15 protein-coding genes and 1 tRNA gene are annotated in these 16961 nt (G+C 51.2%); 12 read left to right on the top strand and 4 right to left on the bottom strand.

The features are described from left to right. Positions 1 to 74 precede the first annotated feature (74 nt). The 5 genes from mepS (at position 75) to yejF (ending at position 6682) form a co-directional block, all read left to right on the top strand. Positions 75 to 659, top strand: coding sequence for a bifunctional murein DD-endopeptidase/murein LD-carboxypeptidase (mepS, locus tag I2D83_RS09090; protein WP_015839907.1), 585 nt, complete (start codon positions 75 to 77; stop codon positions 657 to 659). Positions 660 to 1126: 467 nt separating this feature from the next. After that, a complete protein-coding gene (locus tag I2D83_RS09085) occupies positions 1127 to 2935 on the top strand; it encodes an extracellular solute-binding protein (RefSeq protein WP_205947969.1) in 1809 nt (602 codons plus the stop codon). Between the two features lie 9 nt (positions 2936 to 2944). Continuing rightward, positions 2945 to 4042: a microcin C ABC transporter permease YejB gene (locus I2D83_RS09080; protein ID WP_015839905.1), complete on the top strand. Its 1098-nt coding sequence runs from the start codon at positions 2945 to 2947 to the stop codon at positions 4040 to 4042. Then, positions 4039 to 5064 (top strand): ABC transporter permease, encoded by a 1026-nt coding sequence (locus I2D83_RS09075; protein ID WP_015839904.1) that lies wholly within the window; start codon positions 4039 to 4041, stop codon positions 5062 to 5064. Before I2D83_RS09080 ends, I2D83_RS09075 begins: the two co-directional genes overlap by 4 nt. Before the next feature lies 1 nt (position 5065). Continuing rightward, positions 5066 to 6682 (top strand): microcin C ABC transporter ATP-binding protein YejF, encoded by a 1617-nt coding sequence (yejF, locus tag I2D83_RS09070; protein ID WP_205947968.1) that lies wholly within the window; start codon positions 5066 to 5068, stop codon positions 6680 to 6682. Between the two features lie 39 nt (positions 6683 to 6721). Here yejF and I2D83_RS09065 read toward each other — a convergent pair whose 3' ends face one another. From I2D83_RS09065 to rsuA, 3 genes are all read right to left on the bottom strand, one after another. Continuing rightward, the gene (locus I2D83_RS09065; RefSeq protein ID WP_205947967.1) at positions 6722 to 7066 is read right to left on the bottom strand and encodes a YejG family protein; all 345 of its coding nucleotides are present in this window, start codon (positions 7064 to 7066) and stop codon (positions 6722 to 6724) included. Positions 7067 to 7446: 380 nt separating this feature from the next. Then, on the bottom strand, positions 7447 to 8637 hold the full coding sequence (locus I2D83_RS09060; protein ID WP_205947966.1) for a Bcr/CflA family multidrug efflux MFS transporter: 1191 nt from the start codon (positions 8635 to 8637) through the stop codon (positions 7447 to 7449). 40 nt (positions 8638 to 8677) lie between these two features. Then, a complete protein-coding gene (rsuA, locus tag I2D83_RS09055) occupies positions 8678 to 9373 on the bottom strand; it encodes a 16S rRNA pseudouridine(516) synthase RsuA (RefSeq protein ID WP_015839900.1) in 696 nt (231 codons plus the stop codon). A 224-nt stretch (positions 9374 to 9597) separates the two neighbouring features. Here rsuA and I2D83_RS09050 point away from each other — a divergent pair, with 224 nt between their 5' ends. The 4 genes from I2D83_RS09050 to I2D83_RS09035 all read left to right on the top strand — a co-directional run bounded on the left by I2D83_RS09050 (position 9598) and on the right by I2D83_RS09035 (position 13391). Further along, positions 9598 to 9837: a YecH family metal-binding protein gene (locus I2D83_RS09050; RefSeq protein WP_015839899.1), complete on the top strand. Its 240-nt coding sequence runs from the start codon at positions 9598 to 9600 to the stop codon at positions 9835 to 9837. A 2-nt stretch (positions 9838 to 9839) separates the two neighbouring features. Then, on the top strand, positions 9840 to 11600 hold the full coding sequence (radD, locus tag I2D83_RS09045; protein WP_205947965.1) for a DNA repair helicase RadD: 1761 nt from the start codon (positions 9840 to 9842) through the stop codon (positions 11598 to 11600). A 258-nt stretch (positions 11601 to 11858) separates the two neighbouring features. Further along, positions 11859 to 12143 carry a 50S ribosomal protein L25 gene (gene rplY / locus I2D83_RS09040; RefSeq protein ID WP_015839897.1) on the top strand — a complete coding sequence of 95 codons (285 nt, stop codon included), beginning with the start codon at positions 11859 to 11861 and terminating at the stop codon, positions 12141 to 12143. Positions 12144 to 12242: 99 nt separating this feature from the next. After that, entirely contained in the window at positions 12243 to 13391 is a 1149-nt protein-coding gene (locus tag I2D83_RS09035) for an acetyltransferase domain-containing protein (RefSeq protein WP_205947964.1), read from the top strand. An 86-nt stretch (positions 13392 to 13477) separates the two neighbouring features. Here I2D83_RS09035 and yejK read toward each other — a convergent pair whose 3' ends face one another. Continuing rightward, positions 13478 to 14485 carry a nucleoid-associated protein YejK gene (yejK, locus tag I2D83_RS09030; RefSeq protein WP_015839895.1) on the bottom strand — a complete coding sequence of 336 codons (1008 nt, stop codon included), beginning with the start codon at positions 14483 to 14485 and terminating at the stop codon, positions 13478 to 13480. Between the two features lie 217 nt (positions 14486 to 14702). On the opposite strand from yejK, the gene I2D83_RS09025 reads away from it, so the two are divergent. From I2D83_RS09025 to I2D83_RS09015, 3 genes are all read left to right on the top strand, one after another. Beyond that, a complete protein-coding gene (locus tag I2D83_RS09025) occupies positions 14703 to 14933 on the top strand; it encodes a YejL family protein (RefSeq protein WP_015839894.1) in 231 nt (76 codons plus the stop codon). Positions 14934 to 14947: 14 nt separating this feature from the next. Then, complete coding sequence (gene yejM / locus I2D83_RS09020) at positions 14948 to 16696, top strand: LPS biosynthesis-modulating metalloenzyme YejM (protein ID WP_015839893.1); 1749 nt, start codon at positions 14948 to 14950, stop codon at positions 16694 to 16696. 78 nt (positions 16697 to 16774) lie between these two features. Then, positions 16775 to 16851 (top strand) — tRNA-Pro (locus tag I2D83_RS09015). Positions 16852 to 16961: the final 110 nt, after the last annotated feature.

Raw genomic sequence — 16961 nt, 5'->3', positions numbered from 1 at the left:
ATTTATGCCCCAGTGAAATGGGGATACTACATAGCGATATTTATCGTTAAGGACAGCAAGGGAACATAACAATAATGGTCAAGTCTCAACCGATTCTGAGATATATCTGGCGGGCAGTGCCTGCCGTCGCGGTAGCAATGATGCTCTCCGCATGTGGAAGTAACAGTGCATATAACCATAAAGCTCAAACTGATATGCATGCAGTTAATGATAAAGATGGTCTTTTACTGCAAGCCTCTCAGGATGAATTTGAAGCATTGGTTCGTAATGTGGACATCAAGTCCAAATTGCTCAACCAATATGCCAGTTGGAAAGGTGTTCGTTACCGCTTAGGTGGTGATAGTCGCCGTGGCATTGATTGCTCAGCTTTCGTTCAGCGCACTTTCCGCGAACAGTTTGGCATGGATTTACCGCGTTCAACCTATGAACAGCAAGAGATGGGCCAGAAAATTCAGCGCAACAAACTGCGCGTTGGCGATCTTGTTCTGTTCCGTGCAGGTTCAACCGGACGCCACGTTGGCATTTATCTCGGCAACGATCAGTTCGTCCACGCGTCAACCAGCAGCGGCGTCATTATTTCAAAAATGACGGAAGACTACTGGAATAAGCGTTATCAAGAAGGACGCCGTGTTCTGAGTAAAGGAACCACTACCAGCTAAGTCATATCCGCGCCCTTGCTGTGATATTGCTTTGTTTGTAAGAGAACCTTGCTGTTAGCCAACGAAACGAGACGACATCAACGCCGCTTATAACAAGCGGCGTTTTTTTATGATGGACATCCCTGTCCATCACCCTACAGGCCGTTGCTACGCAACGTTGAAAAACGTTCCCTACGTTTTTTTATGCTCGCTTTTCACCCGAAGATTGCAGCCCCTCCCCCCCTTCTGCGACGCACTGCGCAAAATATGACTAACTCAACAACCTGAAACACTAACAGGCCGTGATTAAGGTAGGTTTATCACCTGATTTCATGATAAAAAGTAAACACACAGCTTCCCGATGGGAATGTTAATTATTTCAAGAACTTTATGTCGATGAAATCGGCATTGTTGATGTTACGGTATGGCACGTCTGCATCAGACGATACCCCACCAGACGACATCCGCTCGCAGGAGATTACCGTCAGATGTTAAAACGCGTTATCGCTGCCGTATTGCTTTGCACGGCCCATTTTGGCGTGCAGGCTGAAACGATTGAAAACAGCACCCGCTTTGCACTTTTAGGTGAACCCAAATATGCCGAGAACTTCAGCCATTTTGACTATGTCAATCCTGATGCACCCAAGGGCGGCAGCATCACCCTCAGCGCACTAGGTACCTTTGATAATTTCAACCGTTTCGCACTACGTGGCGTAGCCGCAGCCCGTACGGAACGGCTCTACGATTCGCTTTTCACTTCTTCTGATGACGAACCCGGCAGCTATTATCCGCTGGTCGCGCTGACGACACGCCATTCGGCGGATTTCCGCTGGATTGAAATAGAGATGAATCCCAAAGCTCGCTTTCATGACGGCTCACCGATCACCGCAGCTGACGTGGCATTCACCTATAACATGTTTATGACACAGGGCGTGCCTCAGTTCCGCATCTATTTTAAAGACGTTACCGCCAAAGCGATTGCACCGCTGACCGTACGTTTTGATTTTCCCGTGTCCGACAAAAACCGCATGTTCAGCTTGTTGACTCTGCCTATCATGCCGGAGAAGTTCTGGAAGAATCATAAATTTAGCGAGCCGCTATCGTACCCACCACCCGCCAGTGGCCCTTACCGCATCACCGCCTATAGAACGGGGCAATATGTCACCTATTCCCGCGTGAAGGACTACTGGGGCACCGATCTTCCGGTCAATAAAGGTCAGTACAATTTCGATAAAATCCGCTACGACTACTATCTGGACGACAGCGTCGCGCTGGAAGCCTTTAAAGCGGGTGCCTTCGATCTGCGAGAAGAAGGATCGCCCAAAAACTGGGCGACTCAATATCAGGGTGGAAACTTTGCGCGTGGCTACATCATTAAGCAGGATCAGGTTAATCAATCCGCCCAGGATACGCGTTGGCTAGCATTCAATATCCAGCGGCCGCTGTTCCAGGATCGTCGCGTACGTCAGGCGTTAGCCCTGGCATTTGACTTCAACTGGATGAACAAGGCGCTGTATTACAACGCCTATCAACGTACCGACAGCTATTTCCAAAACACCGAGTATGCCGCTAAAGGCGAACCCACCGCTGAGGAATTGGCCTGGCTGACGCCGCTCAAAGACAAAGTTCCAGCCGAGGTCTTTGGTCCTAGCTATCAACCGCCCTCCTCCGACGGCAGCGGCTATGACCGACAAAATTGGCTTAAGGCACTTAAGCTGCTGGAAGAGGCAGGTTGGGAATTGAAAGATCAGAAGCTGGTTAGTAGCAAAACCGGGCAGCCGTTTACGTTTGAGCTTTTGTTGCCAAGCGCCGGTAACTCGCAGTATGTCCTGCCTTTTCAGCAGAGCCTGAAAAAATTGGGCATCACCATGAACGTGCGTAATATCGATAGCACGCAGTTCAACAACCGTATTCGTAAGCGAGATTTCGATATGACGGCAATGGTGTACCCTGCTTTCCTCTACCCCAGTGACAACCTGCAAATGTACTGGAGCTCGCAGTACATCAATTCGACCTACAACAGGCCGGGCGTCAGCGATCCCGCCATTGATTCTCTCGTCGAGGAAATCGTTAAGCATCAGGGGCAAAAAGTACCACTACTGTCATTAGGCCGCGCGCTGGACAGGGTGCTGACCTGGAATCAGTTCATGATTCCGATGTGGTATTCCAATCATGACCGCTTTGCCTATTGGAACAAGTTTGCCATGCCTGCTATACGCCCGGCCTATTCGCTAGGTTTTGATGGCTGGTGGTTCGATACCCAACAGGCGGCAACGCTGCCTGCAGAGCGACGTTAAGGAATCAATATGGGAACGTATCTGTTACGCCGCCTCTTGCTGGTCATTCCAACTCTGTGGGCGATTATCACGATTAATTTTTTCATTGTACAAATTGCCCCCGGCGGCCCGGTGGATCAGGCCATCGCGGCAATTGAAATGGGACACGGCAGCGGCTATACCGCCAATAGCGGAATGGATGCAGGAATGGCACGTACTGGCACCAGCGGTGCCCCCAATATCGAGAATGCTTATAGAGGCTCACGCGGGCTCGACCCGGAGGTCATCGAGGAAATCACCAAACGCTATGGCTTCGATAAACCGATCCATGAGCGCTATTTTAAACTGCTGTGGGATTACGTACGTTTTGACTTCGGCGACAGCCTGTTTCGCGGCTCTTCGGTGATGCAACTGATTAAAGAAAGCATGCCGGTATCAATCACATTGGGACTATGGAGTACGCTGATCGTCTACCTGATTTCTATTCCTCTTGGCATCAAGAAAGCGGTGAAGAACGGTACGCCTTTCGATACCTGGAGCAGTACGTTAATCATTATCGGTTATGCGATCCCGGCGTTTTTGTTTGCGATCATTTTGATTGTGCTGTTCGCCGGCGGCAGTTATCTAGATTGGTTCCCGCTTCGAGGGCTGGTTTCCAGCAATTTTGATACTCTGCCGTGGTACAGCAAGGTTACCGACTATTTGTGGCACATCGCATTACCCGTTATCGCGTCCGTGATTGGCGGTTTTGCTACCCTCACCATGCTCACCAAGAACTCGTTTATGGATGAGATTCGTAAGCAATACGTGGTTACCGCACGCGCTAAAGGGCTGGATGAAAAAAGTATTCTCTACCGCCATGTGTTCCGTAATGCCATGCTGCTGGTGATCGCCGGTTTCCCCGCCACCTTTATCAGTATGTTTTTCACCGGCTCACTACTGATTGAGGTGATGTTCTCGCTCAACGGGTTAGGCCTGCTGGGCTATGACGCGACGCTGCAACGTGACTATCCCGTCATGTTCGGTACGCTGTATATCTTCACGCTGATCGGCCTACTGCTTAATATCGTCAGTGACATGACTTATACGCTGGTGGATCCGCGTATCGATTTTGAGGGACGCCAATGAGCCGCTTAAGCCCGATTAATCAGGCGCGCTGGGCGCGTTTTAAAAGTAATCGCCGCGGTTACTGGTCGCTGTGGATTTTCATGGTGCTGTTTATCGTCAGCCTGTTTTCCGAGCTTATCGCCAATGATAAACCGCTGCTGGTGAAATATGACGGCCAGTTCTATACGCCAGCGCTCATTGACCACAGCGAGAGGACATTCGGCGGGCAATTGGATACCACCGCAGACTTCCGAGATCCTTATATCGCCGAACGTATCAACAGCCACGGCTGGGCCATCTGGCCGCTGATTCACTACAGCTATGACACCATCAACTACGCCACGACGGCTTCCTTCCCATCCGCACCAAACTGGCAAAACTGGCTGGGCACGGACAGTCAGGGGAAAGACGTGGTCGCACAGGTACTGTATGGCTTCCGCATCTCACTGCTGTTTGGTCTGGCGCTCACGATCCTGTCCAGCGTGATTGGTATCGCCGTCGGGGCGACACAGGGCTACTACGGCGGGCGTCTCGACCTCTGGGGTCAGCGTTTTATCGAAGTCTGGTCCGGCATGCCAACACTGTTTCTCATCATCCTGCTGTCCAGCGTGATTCAGCCGGATTTCTGGTGGCTATTAGGCATTACCGTCCTTTTCGGCTGGATGAGCCTGGTTGGCGTAGTACGGGCCGAATTTTTGCGTACCCGCAACTTTGACTATATTCGCGCCGCGCAGGCGATGGGCGTCAGCGATCGCGCGATTATGTTCCGTTGCATGCTGCCAAACGCGATGGTCGCTACGCTGACTTATCTGCCCTTCATTCTCTGCGGCTCGATTACCACGCTGACATCGTTAGACTTTCTCGGCTTTGGTCTACCGATGGGCTCGCCATCATTAGGTACCTTATTGCTGGAAGGGAAAAATAACCTTCAGGCACCGTGGCTGGGTATTACCGTGTTTATGGTGCTTTCCATCGTGCTTTCCTTACTCATCTTTATCGGCGAAGCGGTGCGCGACGCCTTTGACCCTAGCAAGGCGCATTAATATGTCCAGTTCACCTTTATTGCAGATAGATAATCTCAGCATTGCCTTCCGCAAAGGCGATCAGGAGCAGCGCGTTGTTGACCAGCTTTCACTGACGGTGAATGCCGGCGAGACGCTGGCGCTGGTCGGTGAATCAGGCTCGGGTAAGAGCGTCACTGCGCTGTCGGTTTTGCGTTTGCTCCCTTCCCCGCCCGTCATTTATCCACATGGAGATATCCGCTTCGCAGGACAATCGCTGCTGCATGCTGATGAAAAAACACTGCGCCAGATACGCGGCAATCGGATTGCAATGATCTTTCAGGAACCGATGGTGTCGCTTAATCCTTTGCAAAGCATTGAGAAACAGCTGATTGAAGTGCTTTCACTTCACCGAGGCATGCGCACCGAGGCAGCCCGAAGCGAAGTCATCACCTGTCTGGATCGCGTAGGGATTCGTCAGGCGAAAAGCCGATTGAATGATTTTCCGCACCAGCTTTCCGGCGGGGAACGCCAGCGCGTCATGATTGCAATGGCGCTACTGACACAGCCGGATTTACTGATTGCTGATGAACCCACGACGGCGTTGGACGTGACCGTTCAGGCGCAAATATTGAAATTGCTGAACGAGCTGAAACAGGAACTGGGAATGAGTTTACTGTTCATCACCCACAACCTGAATATTGTCCGCCAGTTAGCGGATAACGTATCGGTCATGAAAGCTGGTCAGGCCGTGGAGCACAATCGCTGTCAGCAACTTTTCAGTGCACCGCAGCACCCCTATACGCGCCAGCTGCTGGATGCAGAACCCTCAGGCGAACCGCTTCCGGTGACAGATAACGGTGAACCACTCCTGCGGGTGGAAAAACTGCACGTTTCGTTTCCTATCAAACGCGGCCTTTTGCGCCGTACGGTTGATGAAAAACAGGTAGTGAACGATATCAATTTCACCTTGCGGCGCGGCGAAAGTCTCGGTTTGGTAGGAGAATCCGGCTCAGGTAAAAGCACGACCGGGTTAGCGCTACTGCGCCTGATTCAATCACGCGGTGATATCTGGTTTGATGGCCAGCCCTTACAGGGACTCACCCGTAAGCAAATGCTGCCTTTCCGCCATCGGATTCAGGTTGTTTTTCAGGATCCGAACTCCGCGCTGAACCCGCGGCTGAATGTGGAGCAAATTATTGCTGAGGGGTTGACCGTTCATCATAAGTTGAGCAAAGAAGCGCGCGACCAGCGTGTGGTTGAAGCGATGCAGGAAGTCGGGCTGGATCCCACGACCCGCTACCGTTATCCCTCCGAGTTTTCCGGCGGCCAACGCCAGCGTATCGCTATCGCTCGTGCCCTGATACTGCAACCGGAGTTGCTGATCCTTGATGAACCGACATCATCGCTGGACAGAACGGTTCAGGCACAAATTCTGGCATTGCTGAAATCATTGCAGGAAAAGCACAAGATCGCCTATCTGTTTATCAGTCATGATTTGCAGGTTATCCGCTCGCTGTGCCATCAGGTGATTGTGTTACGACAGGGCGAAGTGGTTGAGCAAGGGGAATGCAAAGCGGTATTCACGCACCCTGCTGAACATTACACGCGGGAATTACTACAGTTTTCATCTTACTCGACGGAAACACCGTCGGCATAGATGAGAGAATCCCACAGCGCCAGTTTCTGACGCTGTGGTTTAAAAGGGGTATTGTGCCGATACGGACTCAGCGATAGCGACACCGACGTTCTTCAGACGGCACATTGCCGTACTTTCATCATTGCGATGCAAAAACAGGCACGGTTCGCCTTCCCATTCCAGAACGGCGCATTCAACCTGAATTTCAGATAGAGACTGATGTAACTGGTGCATGATTTTCCATGCAATATCGCCGTCATGACTCAACAGCTTGAGGCCAATCAGGTTATTCTCTTCTTCTCTGCCGCTCAGCGGAATCGGTTCAACATTGACGCCTGCAAAACCCGATAACCAGCGATAACTTTGCGGCAAACGATGAACTACCGAAAGTTGCAAACTGTCCACTACTGTTTTCCTCAGGTAATAATTCACAAAATAGTAACATATTTATCATAGTAGCGTGTTCACACCATTTCTTGCCACTTTTCATGAACAAAAAAACAACAAGCACGCTTTTTTCATATCGTAATAGTGGTTAACAAGCCTGATTGCAAGCACTATTAATGCCAAACCGATCACGATTTTTTCTTCTTTTCCGGCTATATGTAACCTTTTCCATTTAATATCTCAACCCTTTTCGACCCATTTGTTCACCTTTGGGTCAAATATTTTACATTAGCAAAACAAAAGCCATGCAGGAGCTCGCCGTCACAAAGGAAATGAAGAAAGAAGAAAACAGACTCAGATGCAGGAACACCTTTCCTACACCTGAGAAGAAGGGAAAATCAGGACGCTGCCGAGCGGTTCGCGTACAGATACAGCAGAAAGGCACCAATCGAACAGAATGCCATCGATAACACCATCGGCCAGGCGCTGTTGAATGAGGCCAGCGAGAGGAGAACGCCTACAATCGCACCAAGACCGAAGCGCAGCGTTCCTGCTAGCGACGAGGCCGTACCTGCCATATGGGGGAAATCATCAAGGATGACCGCCATCGCATTCGACGCAACCATCGCAATACAGCCGACAAACAGCGCTACGCCAAACACCAGCGGTAAGAAGCCGAGATCGAACAGGCAGACAATCACCAGCCATATTCCCATCGCGAACTGGATCACCAGCCCCGCACGGAACATCGCCAATGCCCCCAACCGTCGCACATTGCGGCTGTTAAACAATGTCACCACAAACAAAAAGACGACGTTCAGGGCAAAGTAATAGCCAAAATTCTGAGGTGACACACCATACAGGTTGATATACACAAACGGCCCGGCGCTCAGGAAGGAAAACATGCCGCAAAACGACAGTCCGCTCGCCACCATATAGCTGAACACCCGCTTGTGGCGGAACAGGATGGCAAAATTCCCGATGGTGGTGCGCAGATGAAATTTCTGCCGCTTCGCTGGCGGTAAGGTTTCTTTGATAAAAAAGAAAATCAGCGCTGCGGCCAGAAACGCCGCACCGGAGATCGTCCAGAAAATAGAATGCCAGCTAAACCACAGCAACAGCCAGCCACCAGCAATCGGCGCAATGAGCGGTGCGACCGTCATCACCAACACGACAAACGACATCATGCGAGAAAAATCATCCCGCGAGAACATATCGCGCATCAGTGCATTAATCACCACCGCCGCTGCTGCTGCAGAAACTCCGTGCAGGAAGCGCATGTAGATAAGTTGCTCTACCGTTTGCGCCAGCGCACAGGCCACGCCTGCGAACGCAAAAACCAGCGTACCACCAAGAATGACAGGTTTACGCCCCAGACTATCCGCCATCGGCCCGTAGAACATCTGGCCTATAGCAAACCCCAGTACATAGGTACTGAGCGTCATTTGGACGTGCCCATCCTCCACGCCAAACTCGTTGGCAATAGTCGGTAACGCAGGTAAATACATATCGATGGCTAACGGCATTAGCATCGAAATCAGGCCAAGAATAAATATCAGCCCGAGATGAGAAGAACGGCGTAATTGCACTAATAACTCCAAATTAGGAAGAAGGTCGTTCTGAACCGTTTTATTTTACGCTGGCGATCTCTTCATCACTTAATTCCCGGAATTCTCCCGGTTCCAGTTCGCTATCAAGCCAGATGTCACCAATACGCTCGCGGTGTAGTTCCACGACCCGATTCCCCACCGCCGCAAACATCCTTTTCACCTGATGATAGCGACCCTCGCTAATCGTCAGTCGAACAACATGATCCGTTATCTTCTCAAGCGTAGCGGGTTTGGTGAGATTCTTCTCGTTATGCAACTGCACGCCCGCCGTAAATTGTGCGGCGGTATCCTCAGCCAGCGGCTGCTCCAGCGTCACCAGGTAGGTCTTTTCACACTGATGTTTAGGTGAAGTGATACGGTGTGACCATTTCCCATCATCAGTTAACAGCACCAATCCCGTGGTATCGATATCCAGTCGGCCTGCCGCATGCAGTTTGTACGCCACCGGCACATCCATAAAATAAAGAATAGTCGGATGATCGGGATCGTCCGTTGAACAGACGTAGCCCTGAGGCTTATTCAACATGAAATAACGCGGCCCGTTCTGCTGTTTCAGCGGGTTACCATCAAATTCAACGTTATGTTCAGGGGATAACTTGAACGCACCGCTTTTTACCACTTCACCATCTACGGTAACGCGCTGCGCGTGGAGCTCACGCGCCACCAGTGAACGACTAATTTCCAACTGCTGGGATAAAAATTTGTCCAATCGCATTAAAGCTCACTACCTATCTCAAATAACTGCCTGTCTCAAATCATGAGACCCTAAATTGTGAGGGGGTAGTATAACGGGGGTTTGTTCACGCGTCCTGCAATTCACCGTCCATACGTTGCTCTTTTTAGCAGGCCTTCACGCTGCATGACCTTTGCTTATCCCTCGCGCCGGGTATTATCAACAGGCATAATAAGGGCAATTTTTTACATTTTAAGGACAACCCTATGTCATCTATTCACGGTCATGAAGTGTTGCAAATGATGATCGCATCCGGTGAGTCATTTACCACCGAACAGCTGATTAGCACGATAGAAGCCCGCTTCGGCAACGAGGCGCGTTTTCATACCTGTTCCGCCGAAAATATGACGGCCTCGATGCTGGTACAGTTTTTGTCTGAACGCGGAAAATTTATCCCGCAGGATGCGGGCTTTACTACCAGCGCCAGTAAAATCTGTCAGCACTAGTTATGTCGTTCACGCTACGGCCTTACCAACGTGAGGCTGTTTCCGCCACACTCGACTATTTTCGTCGTCATACCCAGCCGGCCGTCATTGTTTTGCCCACCGGCGCGGGGAAAAGTCTGGTTATCGCCGAACTGGCGCGACTCGCACGCGGCCGCGTGCTGGTGCTCGCGCACGTTAAGGAGCTGGTCGCACAAAACCACGCCAAATACTGCGCCTGGGGGCTTGATGCGGATATCTTCGCCGCCGGGCTGCAACAGCGAGAAAGTCAGGGAAAAGTGGTATTTGGCAGTGTGCAGTCTGTCGCACGGAACCTCGACCAGTTCGACAATGCGTTCTCTCTGTTGATCATTGACGAATGTCACCGTATTAGCGACGACGATAACAGCCAATATCAACAAATCATCCAGCATCTGCAAAAAACCAATCCGCAGCTGCGGTTGCTCGGCTTAACCGCCACGCCTTATCGGCTTGGCAAAGGCTGGATATATCAGTATCACTATCACGGCATGATACGTGGTGATGAGCGCTGTTTGTTCCGTGATTGTATCTATGAACTGCCGTTGCGCTATATGATCAAACATGGCTTTCTGGTGCCGCCTGACAGACTGGATATGCCCGTGGTGCAGTATGATTTCAGCAAACTCGCCGCCCGCAGCAACGGGCTATTCAGTGAGGCTGATCTGAACCTCGAACTCAAACGTCAGCAACGCATTACGCCGCACATCATCAGCCAAGTCATCGATTATGCGCAAACACGGCGCGGGGCGATGATTTTTGCGTCCACCGTCGAACACGCCAAAGAAATTACGACCTTGTTACCGGCTGACCAGGCGGCGTTGGTCAGCGCCGATACACCAGCAGCCGAGCGCGATGCGCTGATTGACGCCTTTAAACAGCAGTCGCTGAAATATCTGGTCAACGTGGCGGTGCTGACAACGGGTTTTGATGCTCCACATGTCGATCTTATCGCTATCCTTCGCCCAACAGAATCCGTCAGCCTGTACCAGCAAATCGTCGGACGTGGTTTACGCTTATATCCGGGAAAAACGGACTGTCTGATTCTGGATTACGCGGGCAATCCACACGATCTCTATACGCCAGAAGTCGGCAACAGCAAGCCGCATGCCGGTAGCCAACCGGTGCAGGTCTTCTGCCCCGTATGCGGCTTTGCCAACCTGTTTTGGGGAAAAACCACTCCAGACGGCGACGTCATCGAACACTATGGTCGCCGCTGCCAGGGTTGGGAAATGGCGGAAAATGGCCAACGCCAACAGTGTGATTTCCGGTTTCGGTTTAAAGTCTGTCCGCACTGCGGCGCGGAAAACGATATCGCGGCGCGGCGCTGCCACCAGTGTGATGAGGTGTTGGTCGATCCCGACGATATGCTGAAAGCAGCGCTGAAGCTGAAAGATGCACTGGTTTTACGCTGTAGTGGCATGAGCTTCGAGCAAGGGCAGGATGCGAAAGGGGAATGGCTGAAAATCATCTACCACGATGAAGACGGGGCCGACGTGAGCGAACGTTTTCGCCTGCACTCCACCGCGCAACGCCATGTTTTCCTGCAACAGTTTTTACGCGTTCATCAGCGAGCACCGGGAACGCCGTTTAACTGGCAGCATGCCGCCGACGTTATCGCGCAGCAGGCCTTACTTCGCGCCCCAGACTTTGTTGTCGCCCGCAAACACGGAAAATTCTGGCAAATCCGTGAAAAGCTCTTTGATTATCAGGGACGATTTCGTCGCGCCAATGAGCTCCGCGGCTAAAGTATACTCTAAATAATTCGAGTTTCAGGCAGGCGGCAAGTGAAGGAATCCCGATGAGCTTACTCAGGTAAGTGATTCGGGTGACAGAACGCTGCCAACGCACATGAAACTTGAAGTATGACGAGTAATGCTGAGATTCATTTGCCCGCAAGGGCATATTCCGCTAGAATTCAGCCCGCTTTTGTTCGCAAAAGCTGAATAACCCCGCCTGCTGCTGGGTCGCCTGTAGCAGGGTTACTTTTATAAGTAGAGAATAAAATGATTACTATCAAAGCAGAAGTACGTAAGGATCAGGGTAAGGGTGCGAGCCGCCGCCTGCGTTCCGCTGGTAAATTCCCAGCCATCGTTTACGGTGGTTCAGAAGCACCAGTATCTATCGAACTGGATCACGACTCAGTGAAAAACCAGGAAGCGAAAGAAGGCTTCTACGGTACTGCACTGATTCTGTCTATCGATGGCAAAGAAGTACAAGTTAAAGTTCAGGCTGTACAACGTCACGTTTACAAGCCAAAACTGACTCACATCGACTTCGTACGCGTTTAGTTTGCGCTGAAGTTGTTTTCCGGGACGCCGGAAAAGAAGAACGCCGCTTATGCGGCGTTTTTTTTATAAAAATTTGTTCATTCACAAAGGAATGTGAACATGTCTCGTGGTATTCCACAGCGGCTTATCGCTATTGATGCCCTGCGCGGTCTGGTGATGATACTTATGCTACTAGACCATGTGAGGGAGACTTTTTATCTGCACCTGCAACTCGCCGATCCGATTGATGTCACCAGCACCGACCCCATGCTATTCATCAACCGTACGCTGGCACATTTATGTGCTCCCGTGTTTGTCTTTTTAACCGGGCTTTCCGCGGCGCTTTACCAGCAGAAAGTACAAGATCGCCGACAAACCGCCCTCTTCCTGTTCCAGCGCGGCTTAATTCTTATTTTGCTTGAACTCACATTGATCAACTTCGCGTGGACGTTCCAATTCCCACCGCAGGTCATCTATTTACAGGTCATCTGGGCCATAGGTATGAGCATGATCGCCCTCAGCGCGTTGATCTGGCTCCCTGCCGGACTGGTTTTCATACTCGGCGTCGTTATCGTGGGCGGACACAATCTGCTAGATCCTCTGCATGCTTCCGCAAACTCCATCTGGTCCATTCCCTGGGCGATACTGCACGATCGCGGTTGGATAGAAATCGGCGAAACCTTCCGTATGCGGACCTCATATCCGGTACTTCCCTGGATTGGTGTCATTTCACTTGGCTATGCGGCTGGTGTGCTATACCGAAAAGACGTTTTTCCGCTTCAGCGCCAGAAAGTCTTACTCATCGCGGCGGGAATCACGCTCGCGCTGTTCTTCGTGCTACGCAGTATCAATCTCTATGGCGACAAGCCCTGGCAGCAGAGTGATGTCATCACCTATACACTAATGAGCTATTTCAACATCACGAAATATCCGCCATCGCTGCTATTTCTCTGCCTGACACTCGGCATCGGGCTGTGCCTGCTTGCCGTATTTGAACGTCAGCAACAGAAGCGCTGGCTTGTGATGCTGGCAAGCTTTGGTGCCGCTCCAATGTTTTTCTACCTATTGCATCTGTATGTTTTAAAAGGCATGTATTTAACCGCTGTCGCAGTCTGGGGGAAAAATCAGGGAGAGTGGTTCGGCTTTTCCGCCGTCTGGCAATTGTGGGGGTGTGCTCTGGTGCTGATGGTCGTGTTATTTTCGCCGGTTCAAGCGTTTGCCCGCCTGAAAGCCCGCCGCCGAGACATCCGCTGGCTTAAATATTTCTAACCGCTCTCGTTTCCAGACATTATCAGTCGCTGCCCTTTTCCTGACGATAAGAAAAAGGGCAACGTCGTCTTCTGAAGTGATGCCGACTACTTGCTGCTGCTCGTCCGACGCTGTAGCTGATCGCGCAGATTCGGCGGCGTGCCTTTAATCGTCAACGTGTCCGTCGCCGGATCCCAGAAAATGCGTTCACCAAGCAACAGCGCATCAAAATTCAGACTGATGCCGCCGCCGCTGCCCGCAAACTTGGTCAGTTGGCGTAGTGTGCCACGATCGGCAGGGAAGCTTTCTTCCAGCTCATAACCCTGCTCAGTTGAAAACTGCTGAAAAGTTTTCTCACCCAGCGGTGGCAGTTCCTGCGACAACGACGCCAGTTCAATTTCCTCACCGGACTGCAATTGCTCATTGCAGTAGCTATACACCTGCTGACGATAGTTCTGACGCTCGTTTTTATCTAACTGCGCTTCATCACAATACTCATCGACCGCTTTCAACAAGCCACGGTTTTGTGCTTTGGTGTCCAGCCCTTCCGATGCGGCCAGAAAATCCATGAAGAAGTCAGACACTTTGCGCCCGACGCGGCCTTTCAGGAACGTCAGATAGCGCGTAGATTCTGGATTGGTTTCCCATTCGGTCAAATCGATACGTGCAACGATATCGGCATGATTGATATCCAGATAATGCGTGGTGCTGATATCCAGTTGTTCATTAACCCGCATGCTGTTGCAGCTATTGAGCACCGATATCAGCAAGTAGTCGACCGCCAGATAACGGTACTGACAGAACAACACGATACCGCCTTCGGCAAACGGGTACTTCGCCAGCTCGTCACGCAGACGTCCGGTCGCAGCGCGTGAGAAACTCAGAAAGTCCTCATCCCCTTTGCGACAGGCACGCAGCGCATCCGCCAGCTCGCTTTGCTCATTAAACAGCCCATAGGCCTTACTCTTGGCGCTGTAGACGCGATGCAATTCAGCCATCATCTCTTCAACTGCCGCATTGGTCGACAGCAGGGAATCACGCAACACCATTTCCAGCGTTTGTTCGTCACGTTTAATTAGCTGATGCAGGGCAATCTGGGCGATATCCAGACTCATGATAAACTCTCCTTTTGGCAAGGCGCGTATTCAAGCATTGATGCGGACGACCCGCAACACATAAAGCCGCCCTTCGCACCGGTACGCGCGCTAAGCGTCTACACTACTTATTGATAGAAGCACGCCAGTAATAAAATACGGTAATGATAAAAGTGCGGAAAAGCATAAGCCTATACGGTAAGATAAGCGACTTTACCAGCTTGAGATACGCCATTTTATGCCACAATCATCCCGTTATAGTGACGAACACGTTGAACAACTGCTTTCTGAGATGGTCAATGTGCTGGAAAAGCACCACGCTCCGACCGATCTTGCTTTGATGGTGCTCGGTAATATGGTGACAAACCTGATTAACACCAGCATCGCGCCTGCGCAACGTCAGGTTATGGCGCGTTCTTTCGCTGAAGCCCTGCAGGCTTCGATTAAAAAAGCCGATAAAGCTCACTAAGTTTTGACCAACGTATGGTAACCAACCGTCAGCGCTACCGCGAAAAAGTCTCCCAGATGATCAGTTGGGGACACTGGTTCGCCTTATTCAACATTTTGCTCACTTTGGGGCTGGGTAGCCGCTATCTGTTTGTTGCCGATTGGCCGATCTCCCTGTTCGGTCGAATTTACGCGCTGGTTAGCTGGCTTGGTCATTTTAGTTTTATTGTCTTTGCCGCCTATCTGCTGGTCATCTTCCCGCTCACGTTTATTGTGATGTCGCAGCGCCTGCTGCGATTCCTGTCTGCGGCGCTGGCAACGGCTGGGCTGACGATACTGTTAGTGGATGTTGAGGTCTTTACACGTTTTCACTTGCACCTCAACAGCACCGTTTGGGAACTTGTCGTCAATCCGGGACAAGGGGAGATTGCCCGCGACTGGCAGTGGATGTTTATCGGCATTCCATTGATTTTCATGGTGGAAATGCTGTTCGGCACCTGGTGCTGGCAAAAATTACGCAGTCTAAACCGCCGCCACTTTGGCAAACCGCTGGCGGGCGTTTTCATCTCGGCGTTCTTTGCATCGCACCTGATGTACATCTGGGCCGATGCAAATTTCTATCGCCCGATTACGATGCAACGCGCCAACCTGCCGCTGTCTTATCCGATGACGGCTCGCCGTTTTCTGGAAAAACATGGCCTGCTGGATGCACAGGAATATCAGCGCCGGCTAACGCAGCAGGGTAACCCTGAAGCCATAACGGTGGAGTATCCGCTCAATAACATCACCTTCCGCGATAACGGTAGCGGCTACAACCTGCTGATGGTGATGATCGACGATACGCAACCTGATGCCATACAAAACCGCATGCCGAACCTGTCGCGCTTCGCCGCAGAAAACGTGCGCTTCAGCGATCATTACGATTCGGGTTCGCAGCCAGATGCGGCCTTGTTTAACCTGTTCTACGGCCTCTCGACGACCTATATGGATGGCGTCCTGAGCGCGCGTAAACCTTCAGCGTTAATCACCGCATTGAGCCAGCAGGGCTATCAGTTCGGACTCTTTTCAGCGAACGGCTTCAACAGCCCACTTTATCGTCAGGCGCTGCTTTCTGATTTCTCCTTGCCTGCGCCGCAGCAGCAAAGCGGCGATGTCATCATCACGCAATGGCAGGAGTGGCTCAACCGCGATAGTAACCCTGCCCCTTGGTTCTCTTACATTGAACTCAACAGCGCACCGAAAAATGCGTCTGGTAAAGATGCAGAGCCAAACAGCCGAATGAATATTCAGGACGTTGACCGCCAGATTGGCCAAATCATTCGTACCTTGCAGGAAAAAAATATTCTGGATAACACGGTCATCATCGTGACAACCGCCCAAAACCAGAATGCCAATACCAGTAACGCGGCACGTTTTGCCCGTACCCAGTGGCAAACGCCGCTCATTGTTCACTGGCCGAATACCCCTGCGCAGACTATTACGAAAATGACGGACAACAAAGACGTCATGACCACGCTGATGCAACGCCTGCTCCATGTTAAAAACAGCACGGATGATTATTCACAGGGTGAAGACTTATTCTCTGCCCAACGGCGCTACCCGTGGTTGATTAACGGTAACGGCGGCACACTGCTAATCACAACGCAGGATCAGCTCATCGTCCTGGAAAGTAACGGCAACTACCGCGCTTACGACACGCAGGGAAATCGGCTGAATGATGAAAAACCACAGCTTGCTCTGCTCTTACAGGTACTAACGAACGAAAGACGCTTTATTGCCAACTAACTGCCTAAATCTAAAGCAGTCGTTCCATCGAGCTATTGCAATAAGGTCAAGAAAAGGTAGTATAAATGCCCATAGCATCGGCACGTAGCGCAGCCTGGTAGCGCACCGTCATGGGGTGTCGGGGGTCGGAGGTTCAAATCCTCTCGTGCCGACCAAATACATATCCGGTTAGTATCGTTTACTACCGGAAACCCCGCAGAAACCCGCATTCTCACTGAGTTTGCGGGTTTTTTGTTGCCTGTTACCTATCGGGATACCCCGTTTA

The sequence above is a fragment of the Pectobacterium aroidearum genome (genome assembly GCF_015689195.1).
In the GTDB taxonomy this organism is placed as follows: domain Bacteria; phylum Pseudomonadota; class Gammaproteobacteria; order Enterobacterales; family Enterobacteriaceae; genus Pectobacterium; species Pectobacterium aroidearum.
This window is presented reverse-complemented; position numbering and strand designations above follow the sequence as displayed.